Consider the following 19,901-nt stretch of genomic DNA (forward strand, 5'->3'; position numbering starts at 1 on the left):
GGTGTCAATCCGAGTGTTTCGTCAAAAATTGAAAGTAGCGGTCCGAATAGCGGCGCATGGCCGGAGACAAGGGAACGAATGCTTGCGATTCTCCGTGTCTGGACGCCCCGGACGGCGGTGCGAGCTCCCCCGATGCCGGCCGCGTTACCGAACTGTGCTTCAGCGCCCGGCGCCGGTTCGAAGCGTGTTCGCCTTTGCCCCGTTCGAGGTCGGTCCAACGAAGCGTGAGTTCCGCTTGCTCCGTGCTACGGCCGTAGGTTCTCGAAAAATCCGAGCCCTCGCCCGCCGCAGAGGTTTTTTGAGCGGCCCGATCATCGGGCGATACGTGATCCGATGTCGTCGACTGCCCGCCGGATCGATCCGGCGACGGCATGGACCTTATGGACTGTCGTCCCCCGGTTTCCTGTCCCGAGTTTTTCGCACTCGCGGCGTTCCGAATCGGCGTTTCGCTCGTATGGGATTTCGGCGGCTGCGCTAGTCGAGGATTTCGCTCCGTTTCCTCACGAAGACTGCTCGCCGCAACGAATTGCGAAACCTTGGAGTGGGTATCGGGATTTTCGGAAAACGAAATCGGCTTTTCCGGCGTGAATTGTCCAACTTGTTCAAGGGGCGTCTTCCCATCGGCCGCAACCGGAAATGTTCGGTCCGCGCCCACGGAAAACAGCACGAAAAAGCCGCCCAGCCCCAGTCCGAGCGGTATCCAGGCATTGGACCAGGCCTCGAGGCGGGGCAGTCGCTCGGGATATTGTTTCCAGGAGGCGGCGGACAATTCAGCTTGCTCGAGCACATAAAACCTCATGCGGCTCCGGTCGACGGAATCCTGGAGCACCAGCTCGAGGCTCGTAATGAACAGATTCTTGCCGTCGAATGTCTCGTCCAGTCGTTTTGCGGCTTGCCGATAATCGGAACGGGAAAAGCACATGAAAAACACGGGAGGAATCAGTACGGGCGTTAATAAAATCGCAAACGTCATAGAAAGCGGCAGCGGACGTAGCCCGAGATGAACGGCCCCTGCCAGAGCCATAAGCACAGCGGAACACCATGACCCGATTCGGAACAGATTCCACGCGCCGCACCACCGAAGCCGCGCGGCTGTTGTCTTAAGCAGCGCGGAAAGGTTCGGGCAATCGACTAGTGCATTTTCCGATTCGGCGTAGCGGAGCCCAAATGTAGGTCGGCAATCCTTTGCCGACAAAGCCCCTTGCCGATCTTGTGCGTCGGCAATGGATTGCCGACCTACGATCTTCCGACCCGTACCGCTAAACCGGGGTGAAAAACGCTCTAATAGGTGATCCAGCCGAGCCATACCTTGTCGAACCGCCAGACGAAATAGACAAGCACCAGACTCAAGACGCCGTGCCACGGCCAAGGAGAGCCGTGACTGATCCTCCCGAGCCCGCGATTGAAGGCCAGAAGCGCCGACGAGAATGCGAGAGCCGCCGCCAATCCTCTCGCCAACATCCATGCATCCGCGGCACCGCCTGCCCAAACGAGGGTAAGCAAGGGAAGCGGCACGAGCCAGAACGCCAGCATTCCTTGGGCGTGTTCAATCGGATCATTCTCGACCGGCATCGTTGCCATCAGCGCCGCCGCGCAAGCTTGAACCAGCCACAACGCTTCGACGGCAGTTCTCAACGTCTCATCCGTTTTCGCCGACGCTGCCGTCGAATCCGACATTAATTGTCCGGCCGTCCAGATCAGTACGGGTCCGCAGCACAACAGCGCCATCAACAAACCGAAGCGAACCGAATTCATAAGCGGGCCTTGATAAGCAGCCATTCCGCATCGCCCGGCACTTCGTTCCCGCGCCACAGGCGCGATGCATAGGGAATAAGCAGCGCCGCCATCCGATCCCGATTTAGGTAGGGGCGCAGCTTGTAGGCTTCGGGACTGTCAGGAGCGACCGGAGCTTGGTTCTCGGCAGACCAGCGCTCGCCGGGACGCAATGACGGCAGAGCGAACAGCTTGCCGTCCCAGGCTAGCAGTCCAGCCGGCTGAGTCGTTCCGCCGGGATTCGCGACGGCGACGGCATCCTGGTCGAGATCGAGCGTCAATGGCGGATGGAATCGGCGGATGGTTCCCCGAAACAGCAGCTCGTCGTACGAAAACAATTCGGTCTTTAGCGCCAGCCCGTGAGTTTCGGGCCGGTCGATGTCCAATTGAATGTCCGGGTAGGTCTCTGCCTTCGGTAGCCAGAATTTGATCGGCGCCGGCAGCCTGCCTTGCCAGCGGCCGGTGCCCGACACGGTCAGGAGCGCGACGAAGCGAGCGTTGTCGTCTCCCACGCTGGTTTCGGTCCAGCCGGTCAGCCGCATCTCCGGCGGCTTGCCGGTCAGCAAAGCCGCGGCCAAGGCGCTGAAAGCCAAGGGCAATAAAAACAGGGGCCAGGGACGCGACGATGTGAGGCCGGCCACGCTCAAGGCGGTGAAATAACAAAACAATAGAACGGCCGCCGTGCGCAAGGCCATGGGAGGCTGCGCCGCGGACAAATCCCGGAGATCTTGAATGCCGGGCAGAGACGGCTGCGCGCGGTCGAGCAGTTCACCGGCAAGCTCCGCCCCCTGGCCGGGATGTTCGGCGCGGATAGCGAACGCACCGCCGCATCCCGCCTCGGCTTCGAGGTTTTCCCAGGTTTCCTCCGCTCCCAGAAATACGAGACGCCCGCAATCCCGGAGATAGTCCGACAGAGCCTCGAACTGCTCCGGATCGAGCTCGGCGAATTCCCGGTCGCCCAGGAGAATCATGTCGACGACCTGGTAGGATTGAGCCATTCTGGGCAAGTCGGACGCGTGCGCGCTTATGACCGCGGCGGTTCCGGCCAGGGATTCCAATAGGCTATTTGTCTCGACGCCTTCGGCCGCGACCGCCACCGCCCTGCCGCTGATCGGGTACGAGGCCGCGATCTCCGCTTCGAAAGTCCGACGGTTCGGCAGGAAACCGCTTATCCGAATCGGTTGTTCCGCGGACGGCGTGACGGGTATCGAGATAAACCGGGGAGTGCCGGGGTCTACCGCTAATGCCGCGTCGATCGGGGCCGTATCTCCGGAGACGAGCCGAACGGCGGCCCTGCCTCCCTCGGCGGAAATCAGGGTGAGCCCGATCTCGGTCCGGACGCCGCTCCGAAAATACCCGCCCCAAGCGATTTTCGCTGTCAGTTGTTCCGGCTCGTCCGCTCCCGCGTCGAGGCTCAACGCCAAGAAGACGGGAAGCAACTTCAGAAGCGGACGGCCGATCATCGCGTCAAACTCAGCGCACTGCCAAATTGAGCGCAATGATGCTCCATGCCGTGACCAGATTCTTGTCGCCCTCCCACCATTTCGTGGTCGAGTTGACCCAGGAACCGTCTGGATTCTGAAGGCTGACGAGCTTGCGCATCAAATCTTCCCGCCAATTGTGCTTGCTTCCTTTCCCGTCGGTAATTTCCGCTTCCCCGTAGGCGTACATGCTCTTCGCAAAAGCGTTGTAATAGTAATAAAGACCCTGCTTATTAGGCGCTCCGGGATTTTCGTCGACGCTGTAATGGTTACGAATCCAGTCGTAAGCCGCCTGAACGCGCGGATCTTGCTTGTCCGCGCCGGCAAACAGCAGGCTGAGCAGACCCGCGTGGGTCATGCCGCCATAGGAGGCGGTGGCTTCGTGCGGGCTGTATCCGGGCATATAGGTAAAGCCGCCGTCGTTGGCTGCCCAAGTCTGGTCGTTGCTTTCGCTGCGGTTTTGACAGCGGTTGATGAACACCAGGGCTTTTTCCCAGGCCGGGTCCTTGGGATCCAAGGCCGTGGCTTTCAGCGACTCGAGCGCCAGGTAGGCGTTGGAGAGGTCGGGGCGTTCATCGCCGCCATAGCCTATGCCGCCATAATATTTATGGTCCTTCGAATAGCCCTCCCCCTCGTCGATCAGATGTTTTTTCAGGAAACTCTGGCCGCCTTTGATGGCCTCTTGATACTTCGGATTTCCGGTGGCCTGAAGCGCCGTAATGGCGACTGCTGTGTTGTAGCTCAGATTCTGCATTTCACCGCTGATCGCCCCGTCCTCTCGAACACGGGATAGAACGTATTGGACAGGCTTGGTAATGAAGGCGCCGTCGTCCTCGGTGTATTTCCGGGGGCTTTCCAAAAATGCCCGCAGCGCCAGGGCGGTTATGCCGACGTTCTTGGACCAGGAACCATCTTCCGCCTGATTCTCGCGCAGATAATGAAGTCCTCGATCGATGGCACGCTTGGCCTCTTCCGCGAGCTTTTCATCCTGCTGCATCACGGTCTTTTCGATGGTTTTCCGTGACGTCGATTTATTCGTTTCCTTGGCGGCAGCGGAAACCGTCGTCGCCGACATCATCAACGCGACCAATATAGGCAGATATTTCATGGTTTGGCTCTTTATTCGGATTAACGGACGATTACGTATCATGTTGGAATTTTCCAAACGGTTCGTTCGGACTGCTTTTCCGGAATCGGCGGTCTATCCGTACCGCAGCCAGGCACAGGAATCCGTAAACGAAAATCAGTAGGCCCGCCGAAGGGTATTCGTATCGATGCATGGCGTAGGCCGTGTGCTTGTAGAACCAGGGGCTCCGCAAGTAATCGTAGTCCAGCGCCACGGCAAAGCAGGTGGGCGGGCTCATGGCCAATGCCAGATCCATCAACGGGCTGTGCTCGCCCGACCATTCCAGCCATGGGCTCAGCCATATTGGCGATGAGGCGCAGAGTATCGTCAGAGCCGCGACGAGAACGCCGGCGCGAGCTTGTGAAAAACGTCGGTCGATCACGTGTCTCAAGAGAAGAATTGTGGCTTGGATCAGTCCGATGGCCAGACCGAGCCGAATGACCAGCGGCAGGGCCAGGGTGACCGAAACCACGAGCCAAAACGCAAAGACGCTAATGGCGGCTCCGGAACTCCAGACGAAAATGGCCAGGAGCGGGCTAGAACAAACCGACGATTTGACGGGGTAGAGAATATAGCCGACCGCCGTGCCGACTATCGCATACAGAAATAGCGCATGCGTGGAAGAACCCGATTCGCCGCCACGCCAAAAATCGAGCGTCATCAGCAGCGAGATCCCGATTCCCAGCAGATACGGCGGGATCATGGCCACCAGTGGATTTCCGCGCCACATAGCCGGCTATCATCCTTCGTGCTGTTAGCCGTGAATTCCCTAAGTCGCTGCCCTTAATCCGGCGAGGTTCTTACCGCCTGACTTGGCTGCAATTTTGGACCGATGGCGCTCGACGTACTCGAGCAACAGCCCGAACTGGGCGGATAACGACTGCTCGGCCACGCCGATCGGATTCTTGAAGAAACTGGCGAGGTGTGGCGTCGGTCCGGACTCTCCTTGACAGCCGGCGAAATGGATCAGACGGATCAGATCCAGTACCAAGGGAGCGGCCAGTATGGAATCGCAGCCTTGCCAGGTGAACTGCATCGTCATGGGCACATCCATGAATCCCTGAAAGTGGATCAAGTCCCACGCCGTTTTCCAATCGCCCAAGGAAGGCACGAAATTGATGGAAACTCCCGCTTGAACCGGATAACCGAGTATTCTCTCCAGAACGGCTTCCTTATTGCCGATTTTCGCTTTGCTGTTGTCGGGATCGTTCAGTGTCCGCCCGTCGTTATTGCCGAGCAGGTTATAGCCCTCCCAGCTCATGACGCGAAGGTTGCGGCAGGCGAACATCGGCGCCAGCGCGGTTTTCACCAGCGTTTCGCCGGTTTTACCGTCGTTGCCGCAGTACGATACGCCTTTCGCCTCGGCGAGCTGCTGCAGGGCCGCCACGTTCGCGCCCAGATTGGGGGTGAAGTTGACGTAAGCGCAGCCTTCGGAAAAGCCCGCGTAGACCCAGGCCATGCCCGGCGAAATCAAATCCTTTCTGTCCTCGTTCAGGAGTCTTTCGAAAGCGGTCAAATCCAGGTGATATTCAGATAGCGGCGGATTCGGCTCGGCCGATGTCAGATTGACCAGCACCACACGATCGAAACCGAATTTGTCGATGAAGCCGCGCAGATAGCCCCGCATCCGTTCAATCAGCGCATCGAGCGGCGGCAGACGGTCTGACGGACTCAATACGTTCCATTGCAGGGAGGAATCGATGACGACGTTACCGTTGATGCGTTGCAGATCGGCCTGAACCGCATCCAGAATTTCCCGCGAAAAGGTCCGCGACTCGCGGTAAATGCGGTCGGCGGACTCCGGCACGGAGCCCTCGGCAATGTCGTGCCCGCCGAATTCGAGATTCTCCAAGGCAACCAAATTCAGATCGGCGAAAGGCGTCAGGTCTGTGACGAGTCCGGCGCCGGAGACTAATCCCCGCCGTATCGCCGAACACCCCACGAACAGCGTGTTTGCGATGTCCCCCAAGGCACCGATTATGAAAACTCCAGTTTTCGAGACCATTTTTATGAAACCTTATTATCGTTTTGATCGAGGCACGATCCTTTTCAGGCGCGGACGACCGCTGCGGAAGCGAATAGGCCGCTCGATGCGTACCAGGCAAAAAGTCAGAGGGCTGACCAACAGAACTCACTGACCGTAGATCCAGCAGCCCCAGGTGTTTACCGGCTTTGAAACTCCGGCGAGCGTGCGGCTTGGATGTACGGACGCCGGACCTGCGCAGGTGTCTCTGTCGGAATTTGGACTCCGAGCCAGAACGCGCACGGCTCACCCGTTCCAGAAAGTAGCCGACCCAGGAGAGAGATTGAGTCGGCTTTCGTGAGAAGAGAGTTTTCGATTGATTTTAGAGCAAACTATAGACCAAGTTTTAAAGCTCACCGATTCAAGACTGAATCTGCCGTAAATTCCGACACTTAGATCACCTGGTTTTCTTGGGCACGCTGACGACGGGTCGTTGGCGTGTCGGTTTTTTGTACAGACGCCCTTTTTCGGTCTTTACTCAAAACCGCTTGTAAAGCCGGTACAGCTGCGGAATTCGAATCCGAGAAGGAAACAAGTACCGCTGTACAATTTTGCATCAGGAGGGGAAATATTTTTTTCTCAAGGTCGTGCGGTGCAGGCCCAAAAGTTCAGAAGCGGCTACCTGATTTCCTTTCGTGATTTGCAGAGCCTCGTCGATAATCGCGCGTTCGACCGCTTCGACCACTGTATAAAAAACCCCCAAAGTCGAATCTTTGGGTCCATCGACGTTAATGGCGTCGCGCAGCGCGCGCCGGGCGGCATCCAGTAAATCGTCCAAATCCGTGGAATCCAGGGAATGGCCGTCCGTGCGAGCCTTCGGTTTTATACCGAGTTCGTGCAGGCTTAACGAATTGCCCCGGCAGAGCAACACCGCACGCTTGATCGTATGTTCCAGCTCCCTGACATTTCCCGGCCAGTCGTGGGCTTGAATGGCTTTCATGGCGTCGGCCTCTATACCCGTGATTTGCCGGCCGAGTTCGTTGTTTGCCTGTCCAAGAAAATGCCGAGCCAGTAACGCGATATCTTCGCGGCGCGTTCGTAACGGCGGGATTTCGACCGTAATCAGTTTGAGCCGAAAATAGAGATCTTCGCGAAACCGCCCCGCGGCCGTTTCGACATCCAGATTCCGGTTGGTGGCGGCGATAAGTCTGGCTTTAAATGGAATCGACGCGACGCTGCCGACACGCTCGAAGTTTCGCTCCTGTAAAACCCTTAACAGCTTGCCCTGCAATTGAAGGGGAAGTTCTCCGATTTCGTCGAGAAACAGCGTACCCTCGCCGGCCGCTTCGAATCGACCGATGCGTCTCGCCTCCGCTCCGGTAAACGCGCCGCGTTCATGGCCGAACAATTCGCTTTCCACGATGTTCTCGGGCAAGGCGGCGCAATTGACCGCGACGAAGGGATGCTCGCGCCTAGGGCTATTGAAATGAATGCCGCGCGCGACCAATTCCTTGCCCACGCCGCTTTCTCCGGTTACCAGAATCGTGAGATCGTTGGTGGTCAGCAGGGACATCAGCTTGAAAATTTCCTGCATCGCTTTGCTCTGACCGATCATGACACCTTTGCCATTCGTATCCAGGCTAGCCTCAGCCGGGATTCCGGCGGCAGATTCGGCACGGCTCGACAGGGCACGCTGCAGCAACGTTCGAATCTGCGACAGTTCCAGAGGTTTTCCGAGATAATCGAACGCGCCGAGCCGCATCGCCTCCATTGCGCTTTGCATGGTTCCGTAAGCCGTCATGACGATGACCGGCAGTTGCGGATCGCGTGCGCGGATTTGAGCGAGGGCATCCAGACCGCTCAAATCCGGCATGTTGACATCGAGAAAAACGGCCGCCGGTTTCTCCCTCTCGACCAGCTCCAACGCTTCCCGTCCCCCGGAAGCGATGAGCGGCTCATAACCGTCCCGCTTCAGCAGCTGACTGAATGCCAGGCAGATGGCGCGTTCGTCGTCGGCGATCAGAATCTTGGTCATCTGATCGACTCAATCGGCAACAAAACGGCGAAACGCGCACCGCCCAAATCGCTTCGCGATATCTCTATAGTGCCCCCATGGAGCTCGACGAGCTCTTTGGAAATGGGCAACCCTAGCCCGAAGCCACCTTTTTTGTCGGTATGCAGCGGCGTGAAAATCAAGTCCATCCGCGATGGATCGATCCCCGAACCCGAATCCTCGACCGTTAACGAGACATGATCGCTTCCCGTCCGGCACGTTCCGATTCGGATCAGCCCGCCCGTCGTCATTGCTTCGGCGGCATTGACGAGCAGATTCAGCAACACCTGCTTGATGCGGTCGGCATCCAGGCGAACCTGCGGCAGCGAAGCGTCGAGCTGGCAATCGAGAGAAATGGCCCGGTGTTGCAGTTGCGGACCGAACAGGCGCCTTACGTCGTCGACCAGATCGTTCAGGTCGATCTCGACCGGATCGAGACTCCGGGACCGCCCGAAGTCTAGGGCACTGGAGATCACCAATTCCAGACGACGGATCTCGTCGAGCGCTTGTCGTATCGGCTCTGCTTGAGCTTTATCGACATTCTCCTGCATCAGTTGCAGTTGCAATTTGATTGCCGTGAGCGGATTTCTCACCTCGTGGGCAATACGGGCGGACATTTCGCCCAGGGCTTCCAGCCTGGTTCTTCGCGACAGGGCCTGTTCGAAAGATTGGAGTTTTTCCGCCATGGTGTTCAAAGCGCCCATCAATTCACCGATCTCATCGGATCGACGAGACTCGACGCGCACATCCCTGTCGCCTCCGGCGAGTCTTTCGGCCATGCGAGCGAGATCGCGCAGCGGATTGATGATGCCCGCCGCAATCCGCTGACCTGCCCACGCGATCAGCATGCCCCCCAGCAGCGTGGCTGCGCCGATCCAAACCGCCGCATTGCGGGTAGCCGACTGAACGTCGGCAAGCGATGACAGGACGGCCACCGCCCGATAGCGGGAGTCGCGCCCTGCCGGAACTAGCCTGAGAACCACACTGTAAAGACCGCTTGGCAATTGCATCGGCATCGGGCGTATACAGCCACTTTCCTGAGGACACTGCGCGAAGATTTTCGATATTTGGCGATGTGCTTCATCCCGGCCATTACCCCAGGTCGACATCGCGATATAGCCATCCCTTTGTATCAGCACGATTTCGGTCTCGAGCAATTGCCGAACCTTGAATACCAAATCGTCGGTCAGCGGAAGATTGCCCTTGGCCAAGACGGTCGCGACATTCGTAAGCTGTTCGTTGACACGCTCCTCCAGCGCTATGGAAAACATACGCGTCGTGAGCCACCAGGCGATAGCGGCTGTCACCAGCAAAACCACCGAAAAGGGAACCATCAGTTTCAGATAAATGCTGGGTGTCCAGTTCCGGAGCGCGTGCCGGCTCAAAAGGCTTGCTCTTGCCATGACCAATCGACTTTTGACGAATCGGAATGCTAGTGAAGCGGCAAGTCTACATCAACCTTTCGTGAAGGCCCGGATCACTGTCAGTTTTTTTTACAGCAGTTGGCTCGATCGTGAACACTTTTTCAAAGAAAGCAGCCACCCACTTGATTTTTAAGTCACCTTTCATTGTGGCTCGACTCTTGCTCGGAACCTCCTTGTTTCCGGAATCGCTTGGAGAGAGGGGATTCCCGGACATGGGCGCAGGGAAGCCTATCGAGACGAGTTTGAGAAGAGAGAGAAAACCAATGAAAAACTTACGATTGAAACCCGTGATACTGGGCACGGTGCTGAGCCTGGCCGGAACGGGCGCGCAAGCGGTCACGCCTTTCGAGCAGGATGTGGCCGTGGCGATCGACCGCGGCTTGGAATATTTAGCCAACGTAGGCGCCTACAACAACCCCAGCAGTGCCGGGGACGCAGCCGGTCTGACAGCGCTCGCATTGCTCGAGAAACGCGCTACCGGAAACCCTGCCGATCCGCCACAGGGCTATTCCGGCGCCAATGCAACCGACAAGGCCCGCATGCGCACAGTCGTCGCCTATATGCTGGATCGCGTCAACGAGACTTCGCTTTACCTGTATCGCGACGGCAGCTTCCTCATGGCACTGAGCGAATATCTGCGCTCCGGCGGACCGGACAAGGGCGACCCCAGCGCTCCGGAAATCCCCGATACCGCAGATTACGTGGATCTGATCACCTCCATCAACACGCTTTCCGACCGGATCGTCGCCGGACAGACTAAAGACAACACCCCTCCGGAAGATCCCCCGAGCACTTCGAACAACTACGGTTATTGGGGTTATACAGGTCCGGGTGCGGACTCCTCGACCACCCAGTTCGGCGTAGCCGGTCTCGCGGCGGCCAAGGCCGTGTACACGGATCCGGCCTTCGGCGATCCGGGCAATCGGCTTCCCACGCTTAATGCCGCCTTGGAGCGCTCGAAGCTGGCTTACGCCGCCAACGGGTCTGCGGCGGGTTCGAACAACTCCGCTTGCGACTCGATCGATGCTATAGAGCGAGGACACGGCTACCAAAGAACCGGTTATGCCCCCAGCCTGCAGCAAACCGCCTCGGGCACTTGGGTACAGCTCCTGGGCGGGGCCAACGTCAACGATCCATCCGTTCAGGCTTATCTCCGCTGGCTGCACAACCACTATCGCTGGCAGGACCTGGACAGCATGGGCAATAGCTGGCCCGGCAACTCTTACTGGTATTACCTCTGGAGTTCTTTCAAGGGCATGGAGTTCATGCGCCAATCGGGCATAGCGCCGGCGCCGGGCAACCTGGGTCCGGACGATCTCGGCACCAAGGCGCCCGATGCGGCCTGTACCGTACGCCAGGTACACCAGGATCCGGATGCACTGCCCCGCGTGGCGAGCTTCGGTGCCGGCGGCGTAGGTTATTACGGCGCGGACCCGACGCAGACCCAGAACCAATATTTCGACTACGCCTACGAAATCCTCGAACACCAGTGTTGGGACGGCTCTGCGCCCATCAACGGCAACGACGGTAATTTCATTTGCAACAGCGCTCCAGGTTCTTGGAATAACTACTCCAAACAAGCGTACGCGCTCCTGGTGTTGCAGCGGGCCACCGGCGGCGCCTTTATCGACAGCGACGGCGATGGCGTGCCTGATAACACGGACAATTGCCGCGCGGTTGCCAATCCGGATCAGAAAGACAGCGACGGCGACGGCGTGGGCGACGCCTGCGACAACTGCCCGAACGCTGCCAATGCCGATCAGACGGATTCGGACGGCAACGGCAAAGGCGATGTCTGCGATTTCCTGCGCTGTGACGTGGAGCCGGACGGCGATGTCGACCGCGATGACATTAATGCCATTGCCGCGGCGCGGAACCAGCCTGCCTCAGGTCCGAACGACCCGCGCGATGCTGACGGCAACGGCTGGATTACCGTGCTGGATGCGCGTAAATGCGCCACTCAGATGACTGTTCAGTAAAGCCAAGAAATACCCGACGCACCTTGCGGGGTGCGTCGGACATAACTCGAATTGAGACTTAAGACGATGGGGAAAGTGATATGAATAAATTACTCAAGATATTGGGACTTGCCGTCCCGCTCAGTCTGCTGGCCGCCCAGCCGGCCTCGGCGATTTCTCTGGTGTTTAATCCAGTTTCCCAGGACGTGGCGCTCGGTGACCCGGCTAAGGTCGATGTCATAGTCACCGACCTTAGCGGTGAGTTCGTCGGCGCCTACGATTTCAACGTGCATTGGAATGACAGCATCCTGTCTCTTGCCAGTGTGGATTTCGATATCTTTCTGGATGGTCCGTTCGACTCCATTCAAGGCTTTGACGACAGTGTTTCCGGTACGGTGAATGTATTTGAGACCTCCTTGGATTTGCTTACGAACCAGGACGGCAACACCGCATTCCGGTTGTTCACATTGACCTTCGATACCCTTGCAAACGGCCTCAGCCCACTGTCGTTCACGGATAACATCGCTTCGACCGGCGAGTTTTTGGGAGATGAAAACGGCGATCCGTTTGTTCCCCCGGTATCGGCTGGAAGAGGCAGTGTTTGCGTGGGGGGCAATTGCCAGCAGTCACAGCCTATCCCTGTCCCCGAACCGCCGGTCGTGATGCTGATGGGAGCGGGATTGTTGGGGTTCGCATTTAACCAAAGGCATCGTAGGGCCGGCGTTCGATAAAAATAACGGTTTAGTGAACAACGGGTGGGTTGTTTTTGATTCCCATCCGTTGTTTTCGGAGATGGAAGTTCCAAGCTGGATCGATTAAGCGCATGAATATTCGTAGGACAACCCTGTTTTCGTTACCGGCATTTCTATTGGCTATCGTCAGGGTGGATATCGCAATCGCCGCATCTTCGTCGGAACCGCCCTTCCGTCTTTCAGGTGTGGTGACGGTCGGCGACGAAGCTCGGGTTGCCATGATCGAATTCCCGGACGGCCGACAACAGACGGTGCGACGGAATACCTCGATTCCGGACGTGGGCAAAGTCGAAAAGATTTCTCGCGACCGCCTTTGGCTGAAAACGGAAACCGGCGAGATCGAGATCCAGTTGACCGCGGATGGTTTGCCGTCCGAGCAGGGGCATCGGAATTTGTTGTCGCCCGAGTCATCCAATGCCGATGCGGCAGCCCCGACAGCCAGCGAGGCCGAAACACAGCCGAAACACCGAACGGTGGAAGTAAGCGAGGAGATGGCCTACCAAATCGAACAACTGGCCAAAACCCCCGCCGCGACGGTAGACGAACTTTATTTCGCCCTCAAACCGATGCTGGGATTGCCGTCCGCAGCAGAGCTGAAGCTCAACGGCCTCAGTTTCGAACCGATGGACTCGGTCTCGCAAATCAAGCAGCAGCTGGACCAGGGACAGATGATGCGTGCAGTCGTCCAAGGCGCAGAGGGTGTCGAAATGATTTACCTTCAACCCGGTCCTACCCAGCAGCCGTAACCCGGTAGCAGGGCCGATCCGTTTTCGAGGTTTCAGTTTCCCGTTTGCATGACTTTGCTCTTCTGCTTTTTCCGGAGGCGCCATCCCAGCCAGGCAACGACGGGTAATGTCATGGGAACGATGATTCCTGGTCCGACTATCGCATCGGGTAATAGTGCGGCGCCATTTCCTGCCAGTACCACCGAGTACAATAAGTTGCCCGCAGCCGCCGTCAGCAGAAATCGAGAAAAATCCAGACCTTCGGCACCGGCTGTAAAAGCCACGGCCTCCGCCAGCACCGGGACCGGCCGGCTCGCGAACACCGCTAAGAGCGTCGGCACTTCCGGGAGCCGCGTGCCGAGCCGGGCCAGCAGCAGCCGCCCGGCGGCATAACCGATAAGATGGCCGATAGTCAGTCCCGCCCATGTCCATAATGTTCCGGAGATGAAACCGAGACGCGCGCCGAGCAGGGTTCCGATGACGCTGGACGGTATGGGCAGGAGGGCATCGCCGGCCAACAGCGCACCGCCGAGGAAGCCGAACCGAAGCGCGTTGTCATCCGTGGCCGACAGCCATCGTTCCCCGGGCAGTTCGCCAATGACGAGAAAAGGAATGATCGGTATCGCCAGTGCCGTGGAAACCACGAGAATAAGCTGTCTGTTGATTTTCATGGGTTAAACGTATCGGGAACGCGATTCGGCATACTACACTAAGTGCCGATCCCGGTAGACCTTAAAACACGCTTCGACAAGCTCAGGGCGAACGGCCTGCCGGGATAGGCTTTAAGCCCAAAGAAAAACTCAGGAGACCAATGCCATGCAGCCTCCCGCTCTCCCAGAAACCGCCAAACGCAAACTGGATCTGATTTTCGAAGGCATTCGCTACACCGACGCTTTGGGACGGGCGACGGAGCACTCGTTTCCGGGTTTCTACCCGTATCGTTTCAAACCCGGCGAACACGATCCGACCGGCAAGGGCAAGGCGATGGTTCCCTACTCGCTTGCCACGTCCGACGGCGTTTTCGCCAGGATCAAGGGCAACGGGGACTCGGCTTGGTCCGTAACCGGCTCTTTCGAATCGGGCTACCGCTTGGCTCACGATCGCGGTACGCACCCGGAAACGTCGGTCGAGTTCATGAATCTTCCCAAGTGGATGCACGGAAAAACCAGCGACGGCTTCCCCATGGCCCAGGCCGGCATCACCTTGCACCACGACATGGCGGTCATCAACGTGGCGCCTGCTTGTCAGTATTTTCTCGCCGATAAACAGGACGGGCAGTCCATGCGCTGCCTGTTTTGCGGTTACGGCGCTCCCGACGCGCGTACCGAGCAATTGGGGCAGGTGATGGATCGCACATCCTTGTCGCCCCTGACTTACACGCGCCTAAAGGAGACGCTTGATGCCGCCTTGCGGGAAAGCGAAATCCGCCACATCTATCTGGTCGGAGGCTCCATGACCGATTGGCGGGAAGAAGGCGAACGCTTCATCGAATTGGCCCGCGAGGTACAAACGGTCAATCGGCATCGGATTCCGGTCACCTGCGGTTCCGGTGCGTTGCCCGAGGAATGTCTACGCCGGTTACATGATGAGAATCTGGTGGATGCCGTTTGTTTTAATCTGGAAGTCTGGTCCGAGCGATTGTTTAGCCAGGTTTGTCCCGGCAAGCACCGGTTCGTGGGTTATCAGCGTTGGATCGGGACCCTCGAAAGTGCAGTGTCTTTTTGGGGTAAGGGACGTGTCTACACGGCCATGGTGGCGGGAATCGAACTGGAGCCGGAGTACGGATTAACCGAGAAAGAAGCGATCGAGCTTGCGCTCGAGGGCGCCGAGACGCTTGGTGCGAAGGGCATCATTCCGATTTACTCACTTTATTGGCCCATCGCGGGGCGGGATCATCCCAAACACCTGGAGAAACTGCGCAGCTACTTTGAGCGCGTTAACCTAGGCTATTTCGACATCCGCCGGAAATACGAATTGAACATCTGGGATGGATTCATGTGCCATCGCTGCGGTTACATGCAGATGGAATGCGACATCGACCATGCCCTTTGCGCCTAAGACATCACAAGGAAACGATCACATGCTCGATCCTACACCGATCATGCAACTCACCACCGCCTACTGGAATGCCATGACATTTCTGACGGCCAATCGTATCGGCGTGTTCGAAGCTCTCGCCAAGACACCCATGAGCGTCAGCGAGGCAGCCGATGCCCTGAATACCCACCCTCGGCCTACCCGTCTGCTGCTGAACTCTTGCGTTGCCTTAGGGTTACTTGAAGAATCCGAAGGGGTTTACACGAATAGCGCTCTGGCCAGTGTCTTTCTGGTGCCGGGCAGTCCGGCGTTCATGGGAAATGCCGTGCGTTACAGCGATGACCTTTACGCCACATGGGGCAAGCTGGAACAAGCGCTCCGGGAAAATCGCCCCCCTCTCGCCCAGGAAACCTATCTCGGCGACGATCCCGCGAAAACGCGCCATTTCGTCTATGGAATGCACAACCGCGCCTTGGGCATCGGCAATGCTTTGGCCGGCCTGGTCGACCTGAGCGGACGCAAACAACTGCTGGATATCGGCGGCGGACCGGGTACATATTCCGCTTTGTTCGTCCGAAGATATCCGGAACTCCGGGCGAAAGTGCTCGACCTGCCCCATGTGGTGGAACTGGCCGATGAAATCATAGGAAGTCTGGGCGCCAAGGATCGGGTGTCTACACTCGCAGGCGATTACCACACCACCAAATTCCCGACCGGTAACGATGTGGTGTTGATCTCGGGGGTCCTGCATCGAGAGAGCGAAACGGGATGCCGGGAACTCATCGGCCGTGCCAAGGACGCCCTGGCACCCGGTGGGCTGCTGATTTTGAGCGATGTCTTCACCGACCACGGCGGAACCGGCCCCCTGTTCGCGACCCTTTTCGGCCTCAACATGATGCTGACGGCGCCGGAGGGCGGCGTACATGCCGATACGGACGTGGCGGCGTGGATGGCCGAAGCCGGATTTACGCACATTGAAACCCGTCCCTTTCCTTCCCCGATGCCGCATCGGGTGGTCACCGGCATGGTCGGCTAGGAGATCGGCCGATGCGACAAATCAACTTTGTTATTTATAGCGCTTTGATCGGTGTTCTGGTGTCGTCCGCCACCTTTGCGGAAGCCCCGCTGGAATACGGCTCTCAACCCATGCCGCCGCAGCCTGAAATCCGCGACCTGGGCGGCCAGCGATACCAAGTCGGCAGCATCGAAGTCAACAAGGCCGAACGGAACTTCGCCGTTCCAGGCACGGTGATTCGCTCCGAGCCGCCGCTGGAATTTCTGGCGGTTACCAAGGGAGGGTATAAATCCTACGAAAGCCTTCTCGAACTGGATGCCAACGCGGTCGAATTCAATTTGGCCTGCATTCTCATCGGCTTGGATGCAAAAAAAGCCAAGCCCGCCAGCTTTCATTTCGATAAAGAACCGGTCGCAGGCGACAAGCTCGAATTGTGGATTACCTGGGAATCCTCCGGCAAAACCGTTCGACGCCGGGCCGAGGAGCTATTGACGGCAGCGGAAGGCCAAGCGACTCACGAGTGGGTTTATACCGGATCGACATTTACGCCCGATGGTCGCTACCTGGCTCATATGGACGGCACGTTAATCGGATTCGTGCACGATCCGGCCAGCGTCATCGAGCATAGAGTAGGCATCGGCCTCGGCGCTTTCGGAACCATTGAGGCGAGAAAGAACGTTCTGCCTCCTGTCGGCACTCCCATTCGATTGCTCGTCCAAAAAAGCAATTAACGAATGCCCGCCGTCATCACATCTATCGCCGGGAATTTTCACTATAACCAAATATCGCTAAAGCATTTTCATATCTACTGTTCGGGCACTCGCGAGTAGGTCGGGAATCCTTTCCCGACGCGACGCCACGTCCCGGCCGAGCGTCTTCGTCGGAAGGGTCGCGACTAAAGCGACCGTTTGCGATTGGGAAAGGATTGCCGACCTACGAATGCTTGAATCCATTCACCCGAGCCGAAGGCGCCAACGACGTCCGCCAAGCTGGTTTTGCCGTACGAGCGCGATGAAAACGCTCTAAGCACATTCAGGGAAGTCTTGCGGCATACGCACCACTGCAGGAGAAACCTGCCAATCGAACTAATTTGTCGAGATTCCGCAAAAGTTTATGGAATGTACTTAGATTTGAGGCCTGGATTTCTAGTTCGATTCTGTCAACGCAAATCGTAGCCAGATAAGTGCTGCAACTTTGGATTTACCCCAGAAGTCCGGTCGCCCTGAGCTTGTGGAACGGGTCCGCGGACCTACCGGGATAGGCTATAACAAGCCGCGGCCATCTCGAAGGCGTGCGTCACCAAGGCTAAGGTGATGTGCCGATGCCACGCGGCCCACACGCCTTGCCTTCTATTCATCCAGCCCACAGTCTGGCTTGGCCGCTTCGAAACGCGATATTCGATGGACCGAGGCCTTTCCGCGACGTAAACCAGGGCGTCCAGCATGCCGTCCCTCGGCGCGAAGGTCACGTAATATGCCCGGTCGCTCGGGTCGTCGAGACTCCGGCGCAGCAAAAGCGAATGGCCCTGCGCGCGTTTCTCGGCCGTTCGTTCAGCCGTCACTTCGTTCGATGCTGCGGATCAAAGACCGGAACAAAGCCCTGACCGACTGGCTGCGTACCCAGCGTCGCGATATTGCAGAGTATCGGAGAATTCAACCGGACCTTGCGCGGCTGGCCAACTATTTCCACGACCGTAACTGCACCAGGACGATCTCCAACGTGAAGCTGCGTGTGGATGAGCGGGTGCAATTTTATCTGCTGCATCGTCACAAGCCAGGAGCGAGCACATGGATACATCGCTTCTCGGGACCTGTGATCTATGTACGCAATGGACTTTTTAGACTGCCGACAAAGGCGCTTTGGCGATCGGCACATGCCTTGTTGCGAAGACCATTGGAAAGCCGCGTACGGAAAAGCGTAGGCATGGTCCGATGAGACGGGACAGGCCAACTTGACGTCGTCGCGGTTTGTGACTCAACGCCAGACAAAAGGGTGGCAACAGATAGACCGGCGCTAAACTAATGGCAACCCGTCCCCTACTTTACCCAGCTTCATTAGGACAACTGGCGAAAGCTCATTTCCTACCCTTGTCGATCTTGGCTAGTGACTGCTGCGACACCAGTTTTAGCTGCCGCGCCTGCTGGAGTTTGATAATGCTGTCCAGGCTCATGTTACCGGAGTTTGTCTGCTCCAGGCGATCCTGCTCCTCGACAACGAACCGCAACGCACCCGCAGCCTCGTCGCCCCCAAGCTCCCCCAAGGCTGCTGCGGCGAGTATCCGGGTCTCCATCGGAGACTCCTTCACGAACTCGATTAATGCAGGTATTACGGAGGTATCGCCGATCTTTCCCAGAGCCTGGATGATGGCATTTCGCAAAGGAATATGCTCTTCCTTCTTAAGATGCGCCTCCAGTTTGACCGCGGCATCATGGGCTTTGAGCTCTCCTAGAGCCCACACGGCGCGCATGCGTACGGAAGTCGCGGGGTCGTCTAGCGCCACGATGAGCGCATCGACAGCCTGAGGCCGCCTAAGTTGTCCTAACGCTGCGGCAGCCTCGCCGCGCACCGATTCCTCCGGATCTTTGAGGGCATTTAGCAATGGCGGAACGGCCGAGTCGCCGCCGAGTTCCGCCAGCACTCGGGTTGCCAGTTCCCTAGCGCTCGGATCAGCGCTACGGATAACTTGCGCTAACAGTGGTATGGCTGCCTCGTCATGCAGTTCCATCAGCCTGCCGGCAGCCTCTCCCCTCGCTTCGCCATCGGCGGAGGCCAGGATGTGAACTAGTCGTTCGATCTCACTCATATTCCCAATCTCCGGAGCCCGGTTACTAACCACACGATAACCCGCGGTTATGGCGGCAACGCTCTTGATATCTTCCTGCAAGATTCCGGAATCGCCAACTCGAAAGGCACCCTGCTCAAAACATCTAGCGACGATCTCCATCATGTCCGAAAGGCTTGCGTATCTTCTGACTGGTATGCGGTCCTCGTTCGTAACGAAGTAAACGGGGGACACCTCGATCGGCCGATCGGAACCTTCTACGACGTAAAAATCTCCGTGACTGACAAACACCGGGAACCACCGCGAACTCCAAAGTTTGTCTGGTTCTATCTTGGCTAGTGTGGCAATTCGAGCCGCGGTTTCGATTTGCAGCTTGTAGATTGCCATAGCCTCGGAGAGAGTTAACATCGTGCCGCCGGGAAAAAGTTCAGCCACCTTCGCCCCTTCGGCCACTCCATCTCGCCAGGCATAGAAACGGTGGAGTTCTCGCGGCAGTTGCCAGGGGAAATCCGCTAACACGGCCTGTCGGTCCCTATCTGACAACCCGGGTCTGAGTAGACCAGGCAACAGATATCCACTCCGCTCCATCGCGGCAAGGATCCGGCCAAGGGCATTGCTTAAACAGTCGTCCACGGCAGAATGAATAAAACACTCAGTGTCAATCGGGCGGCCGGTTATTAGATCGGCGTTTTCCGAATTGGGTAACCGCAGGCCGGCGGAATATGCCCCCAGGTAAAGGGCGACCGCCACGATTACCTCAAGCAAACATCCAAATCTGATAAATCTTTTCATCCCTTAGCATAAACCCACCT

Annotated in this window: 17 protein-coding genes; 6 read left to right on the plus strand and 11 right to left on the minus strand. The window is 57.7% G+C overall.

Features of this window, described 5'->3' with window-relative positions:
- Nucleotides 1–4: 4 nt before the first annotated feature.
- The 8 genes from ACWJJK_RS15525 to ACWJJK_RS15560 form a co-directional block, all read right to left on the minus strand.
- Nucleotides 5–973, minus strand: coding sequence for a hypothetical protein (locus ACWJJK_RS15525; protein ID WP_454128260.1), 969 nt, complete (start codon nucleotides 971–973; stop codon nucleotides 5–7).
- 308 nt (nucleotides 974–1,281) lie between these two features.
- On the minus strand, nucleotides 1,282–1,755 hold the full coding sequence (locus ACWJJK_RS15530) for a hypothetical protein (RefSeq protein ID WP_454128261.1): 474 nt from the start codon (nucleotides 1,753–1,755) through the stop codon (nucleotides 1,282–1,284).
- On the minus strand, nucleotides 1,752–3,236 hold the full coding sequence (locus tag ACWJJK_RS15535) for a hypothetical protein (protein ID WP_454128262.1): 1,485 nt from the start codon (nucleotides 3,234–3,236) through the stop codon (nucleotides 1,752–1,754). Before ACWJJK_RS15535 ends, ACWJJK_RS15530 begins: the two co-directional genes overlap by 4 nt.
- Nucleotides 3,237–3,246: 10 nt before the next feature.
- A complete protein-coding gene (locus ACWJJK_RS15540) occupies nucleotides 3,247–4,362 on the minus strand; it encodes a prenyltransferase/squalene oxidase repeat-containing protein (protein WP_077729000.1) in 1,116 nt (371 codons plus the stop codon).
- 31 nt (nucleotides 4,363–4,393) lie between these two features.
- Complete coding sequence (locus ACWJJK_RS15545; protein ID WP_454128263.1) at nucleotides 4,394–5,110, minus strand: hypothetical protein; 717 nt, start codon at nucleotides 5,108–5,110, stop codon at nucleotides 4,394–4,396.
- Nucleotides 5,111–5,149: 39 nt separating this feature from the next.
- Nucleotides 5,150–6,385, minus strand: coding sequence for an inositol-3-phosphate synthase (locus ACWJJK_RS15550; RefSeq protein ID WP_434112018.1), 1,236 nt, complete (start codon nucleotides 6,383–6,385; stop codon nucleotides 5,150–5,152).
- A gap of 574 nt (nucleotides 6,386–6,959) precedes the next feature.
- Nucleotides 6,960–8,378 (minus strand): sigma-54-dependent transcriptional regulator, encoded by a 1,419-nt coding sequence (locus tag ACWJJK_RS15555; protein WP_086135345.1) that lies wholly within the window; start codon nucleotides 8,376–8,378, stop codon nucleotides 6,960–6,962.
- Complete coding sequence (locus tag ACWJJK_RS15560; protein ID WP_454128264.1) at nucleotides 8,375–9,799, minus strand: sensor histidine kinase; 1,425 nt, start codon at nucleotides 9,797–9,799, stop codon at nucleotides 8,375–8,377. Before ACWJJK_RS15560 ends, ACWJJK_RS15555 begins: the two co-directional genes overlap by 4 nt.
- A 284-nt stretch (nucleotides 9,800–10,083) precedes the next feature.
- Here ACWJJK_RS15560 and ACWJJK_RS15565 point away from each other — a divergent pair, with 284 nt between their 5' ends.
- From ACWJJK_RS15565 to ACWJJK_RS15575, 3 genes are all read left to right on the plus strand, one after another.
- On the plus strand, nucleotides 10,084–11,799 hold the full coding sequence (locus ACWJJK_RS15565; RefSeq protein WP_454128265.1) for a thrombospondin type 3 repeat-containing protein: 1,716 nt from the start codon (nucleotides 10,084–10,086) through the stop codon (nucleotides 11,797–11,799).
- Between the two features lie 80 nt (nucleotides 11,800–11,879).
- Complete coding sequence (locus ACWJJK_RS15570; RefSeq protein WP_454128266.1) at nucleotides 11,880–12,509, plus strand: cohesin domain-containing protein; 630 nt, start codon at nucleotides 11,880–11,882, stop codon at nucleotides 12,507–12,509.
- Nucleotides 12,510–12,601: 92 nt separating this feature from the next.
- Nucleotides 12,602–13,276 carry a hypothetical protein gene (locus ACWJJK_RS15575; protein ID WP_086135342.1) on the plus strand — a complete coding sequence of 225 codons (675 nt, stop codon included), beginning with the start codon at nucleotides 12,602–12,604 and terminating at the stop codon, nucleotides 13,274–13,276.
- Nucleotides 13,277–13,308: 32 nt separating this feature from the next.
- Here ACWJJK_RS15575 and ACWJJK_RS15580 read toward each other — a convergent pair whose 3' ends face one another.
- Nucleotides 13,309–13,926, minus strand: coding sequence for a TVP38/TMEM64 family protein (locus ACWJJK_RS15580; protein WP_347258922.1), 618 nt, complete (start codon nucleotides 13,924–13,926; stop codon nucleotides 13,309–13,311).
- Between the two features lie 145 nt (nucleotides 13,927–14,071).
- Between ACWJJK_RS15580 and ACWJJK_RS15585 the strand changes: the two genes are divergently transcribed.
- Genes ACWJJK_RS15585 through ACWJJK_RS15595 form a run of 3 tightly spaced genes read left to right on the plus strand, consistent with a single transcriptional unit; the run spans nucleotide 14,072 to nucleotide 17,038 of the window.
- Nucleotides 14,072–15,313 carry a radical SAM protein gene (locus ACWJJK_RS15585; RefSeq protein ID WP_347258923.1) on the plus strand — a complete coding sequence of 414 codons (1,242 nt, stop codon included), beginning with the start codon at nucleotides 14,072–14,074 and terminating at the stop codon, nucleotides 15,311–15,313.
- Between the two features lie 22 nt (nucleotides 15,314–15,335).
- The gene (locus ACWJJK_RS15590) at nucleotides 15,336–16,328 is read left to right on the plus strand and encodes a methyltransferase (RefSeq protein WP_454128267.1); all 993 of its coding nucleotides are present in this window, start codon (nucleotides 15,336–15,338) and stop codon (nucleotides 16,326–16,328) included.
- Between the two features lie 11 nt (nucleotides 16,329–16,339).
- Nucleotides 16,340–17,038 (plus strand): YdjY domain-containing protein, encoded by a 699-nt coding sequence (locus ACWJJK_RS15595; protein ID WP_156879297.1) that lies wholly within the window; start codon nucleotides 16,340–16,342, stop codon nucleotides 17,036–17,038.
- A 518-nt stretch (nucleotides 17,039–17,556) separates the two neighbouring features.
- On the opposite strand, the gene ACWJJK_RS15600 is transcribed toward ACWJJK_RS15595, so the two are convergent.
- Entirely contained in the window at nucleotides 17,557–17,868 is a 312-nt protein-coding gene (locus ACWJJK_RS15600; protein ID WP_454128268.1) for a hypothetical protein, read from the minus strand.
- A gap of 513 nt (nucleotides 17,869–18,381) precedes the next feature.
- Nucleotides 18,382–19,881, minus strand: a complete 1,500-nt coding sequence (locus tag ACWJJK_RS15605) for a HEAT repeat domain-containing protein (protein ID WP_454128269.1) — start codon at nucleotides 19,879–19,881, stop codon at nucleotides 18,382–18,384.
- Nucleotides 19,882–19,901: the final 20 nt, after the last annotated feature.

This window comes from Methylocaldum gracile, from assembly GCF_053646815.1.

What these genes read in the sequence shown, in the direction of transcription:
- ACWJJK_RS15525 (WP_454128260.1), bottom strand. Translation starts at nt 973, where the DNA reads ATGACGTTTGCGATTTTATTAACGCCCGTACTGATTCCTCCCGTGTTT.
- ACWJJK_RS15530 (WP_454128261.1), bottom strand. Translation starts at nt 1,755, where the DNA reads ATGAATTCGGTTCGCTTCGGTTTGTTGATGGCGCTGTTGTGCTGCGGA.
- ACWJJK_RS15535 (WP_454128262.1), bottom strand. Translation starts at nt 3,236, where the DNA reads ATGATCGGCCGTCCGCTTCTGAAGTTGCTTCCCGTCTTCTTGGCGTTG.
- ACWJJK_RS15540 (WP_077729000.1), bottom strand. Translation starts at nt 4,362, where the DNA reads ATGAAATATCTGCCTATATTGGTCGCGTTGATGATGTCGGCGACGACG.
- ACWJJK_RS15545 (WP_454128263.1), bottom strand. Translation starts at nt 5,110, where the DNA reads ATGTGGCGCGGAAATCCACTGGTGGCCATGATCCCGCCGTATCTGCTG.
- ACWJJK_RS15550 (WP_434112018.1), bottom strand. Translation starts at nt 6,385, where the DNA reads ATGGTCTCGAAAACTGGAGTTTTCATAATCGGTGCCTTGGGGGACATC.
- ACWJJK_RS15555 (WP_086135345.1), bottom strand. Translation starts at nt 8,378, where the DNA reads ATGACCAAGATTCTGATCGCCGACGACGAACGCGCCATCTGCCTGGCA.
- ACWJJK_RS15560 (WP_454128264.1), bottom strand. Translation starts at nt 9,799, where the DNA reads ATGGCAAGAGCAAGCCTTTTGAGCCGGCACGCGCTCCGGAACTGGACA.
- ACWJJK_RS15565 (WP_454128265.1), top strand. Translation starts at nt 10,084, where the DNA reads ATGAAAAACTTACGATTGAAACCCGTGATACTGGGCACGGTGCTGAGC.
- ACWJJK_RS15570 (WP_454128266.1), top strand. Translation starts at nt 11,880, where the DNA reads ATGAATAAATTACTCAAGATATTGGGACTTGCCGTCCCGCTCAGTCTG.
- ACWJJK_RS15575 (WP_086135342.1), top strand. Translation starts at nt 12,602, where the DNA reads ATGAATATTCGTAGGACAACCCTGTTTTCGTTACCGGCATTTCTATTG.
- ACWJJK_RS15580 (WP_347258922.1), bottom strand. Translation starts at nt 13,926, where the DNA reads ATGAAAATCAACAGACAGCTTATTCTCGTGGTTTCCACGGCACTGGCG.
- ACWJJK_RS15585 (WP_347258923.1), top strand. Translation starts at nt 14,072, where the DNA reads ATGCAGCCTCCCGCTCTCCCAGAAACCGCCAAACGCAAACTGGATCTG.
- ACWJJK_RS15590 (WP_454128267.1), top strand. Translation starts at nt 15,336, where the DNA reads ATGCTCGATCCTACACCGATCATGCAACTCACCACCGCCTACTGGAAT.
- ACWJJK_RS15595 (WP_156879297.1), top strand. Translation starts at nt 16,340, where the DNA reads ATGCGACAAATCAACTTTGTTATTTATAGCGCTTTGATCGGTGTTCTG.
- ACWJJK_RS15605 (WP_454128269.1), bottom strand. Translation starts at nt 19,881, where the DNA reads ATGAAAAGATTTATCAGATTTGGATGTTTGCTTGAGGTAATCGTGGCG.